Raw genomic sequence first — 2,292 nt, forward strand, 5'->3', positions numbered from 1 at the left:
CAGCAAGACGGTGCCGCTGGGCACAAGAAGGCGGAGCGCAACGGGTGGTTCGAGAACCGTGGCATCAGGGTGCTGAAGAACTGGCCACCGAACAGCCCCGACTTGAGCCCGATCGAGACGCTGTGGGCGGTGATCGCACGGGAGGTGTCTGCACGTGCGCCCTTCGGCGAGGACGACCTGTGGAGGTTCGTCGAGCACCACTTCAACGTGTTCCCGGTGGAGAAGCTGAACAACCTGGTGTGTGAGTTCTCGTCGCGGCTCGAGGCGTGCGTTGGCCTGGGGGGCAAGCTCGTGACACGCGAGGAGGTGGTGAAGCGGGAGCACATCGGAGCGATCGTTTCGCGCGCACTGAGGAAGAAGCGTCTCGCGGCGAAGAAAACTGCCACAGCAGCGGCCAAGGCAGCGAAGGAGGCGGGGAAAAAGTCGAAAAAGTGACCTTTTTCGGCGAAGCTTTACATTGCTCGGAAAGCGACATCGTCCATTCCATGGTATGGTGTCATTTTGGCAAGGTCTTTCTTTGGCCCCGATGCAAGGCCTGGGACGCTACATTGACAGCAGAGTTTCCCCCCTGTTTTTATGGCCCCAGTGTCGATATGAACCAATGTAGGGCGCGCTTCCGCTCCTGGGGCGTGTTTTTCGTGCGCCCCCGGCCCGTCCCTACCAATTACGTTGGGTTTCGGGGGGTCGAAAAATTGCTGTTTTCCCCCCTCTGGTCGCCATTTTTTTTGGAAACAACTACCCCAAACTCTGTCTATTATGCCTGCGGCCGGCTCCGGAAGTTGGGAGCCAGCGTCCCAAACGAGGCTGCGCTTGGACCGCCTTGGCGCCAGGACCAGGAGCAAGCCCGTTCCTGTTTCAACGGCGTCCCAAACCCGCAGATGCAGCCCTTCCCGGGCGAGGGCAAACGACTGTGTTTCCAAGGCGTTAAAGACCAAAGCAAACCACAAGGCGGTCCACAAGCACCGCACAAGTCGTACCAAAGCTGTGCGGGCGGCTGATTCAGCAGCTTCCCACGCTGGTAAACACGATTGGCCCGAACGGAAGCTCTCCGCACGCCATTGCCCGCTGCCACCCAAGGCCGGGTTCATGCGCTTCCGTGACGCGTCTGGCGTGTGGTGGCATGGAACGCCGTTGGAAGTCCGCACGAATGTCATCGTATTCAAGAGACTTTTTCCGCACAGAAAGCGTGGCAAGACGCTCTCGGCAACCGTTGGTGTAGGCAAGACTGCGACCGTTGACCCGTTACCGTGGTCTGGCCCTCCACCTTGACCACATTCGATCTTGCAGCGCTTGGCGTGACACTGTGCTTTCTCCGCGATCGGCTTCAAATGCGTAGGCAGCATGATTATGACAGACGTTATCTAAGGGGCGATCATGGTTCACATGTCCCAGGGGGAAAACGCTGAACAGATCCCCAAGCTCGTCAAGGTTTCGCCCGCCACTGTCCGTGCTTGGATGAAGCGACCCGAACCCCCTTCCAAACGAACCCGCAAGCCGACCGAGCTTTCGACCAAGCGCGCGCTCGTGCGCACGCGACGTGCGGAGATGGCCGAAAGCCTTCTTCGGACGAAAGTGATTCGCACCGCACGGCGCTCCTCGCCGCTTGGCTTCAGCGTCAAAACTGCCTTGATCGTGACTATGCCCGTCAACTCGCCCACGAAGGTGGCCCGCTACATCAACCAGGACAAGAAGCTTCTCCACAACATCGGGCGTGCGAAGGTTTCCGCTGCGACCATCCGTCGTGACCTGAAGGGGGCCGCGATGAAGCCTTACATGAAGCGCAACGGGCCTCGTTTTACTGAGAGGCACCTTCGGCTCCGTGTGGAATTTGCGCGTGGCCTCTTGTACCCTGTGCGGCCTCTGCCCTTCTTGCTCGAGGAAATCGCATTCACGGACGAGAAGTGGTTCGACTCGGACGACGGCAGGGAGGTTTACTGGGCCCGCAAGGGTGACGATATTCCACACCGCCGACGCGACCAGCACGGTCACAAGATCATGGTGTGGGCTGCCGTCGGTTTCAACTTCCGCCGCATCGTGCGCATCCCGCGCGACAGCACGACGAACTCCGCCGCCATCAAGATCAACGAAGCGTCTTACGTGAAGGTCATCGACGTGCATGCGAAGGCAGTGCGTGACGCGCACCTTGTGTTCCAGCAAGACGGTGCCGCTGGGCACAAGAAGGCGGAGCGCAACGGGTGGTTCGAGAACCGTGGCATCAGGGTGCTGAAGAACTGGCCACCGAACAGCCCCGACTTGAGCCCGATCGAGACGCTGTGGGCGGTGATCGCACGG

General features: G+C 60.0%; 2 protein-coding genes. Both read left to right on the forward strand.

Features of this window, described 5'->3' with window-relative positions; translation table 11 throughout:
* A partial coding sequence (locus Q9Q40_09650; GenBank protein ID MDQ7007486.1) for a hypothetical protein occupies positions 1-435 on the forward strand: 435 nt, incomplete at its 5' end.
* A gap of 939 nt (positions 436-1,374) precedes the next feature.
* On the forward strand, positions 1,375-2,292 hold a 918-nt coding region (locus Q9Q40_09655), incomplete at its 3' end, for a transposase (GenBank protein ID MDQ7007487.1).

The organism is Acidobacteriota bacterium (assembly GCA_030949985.1).
GTDB lineage: Bacteria > Acidobacteriota > Polarisedimenticolia > J045 > J045 > JALTMS01.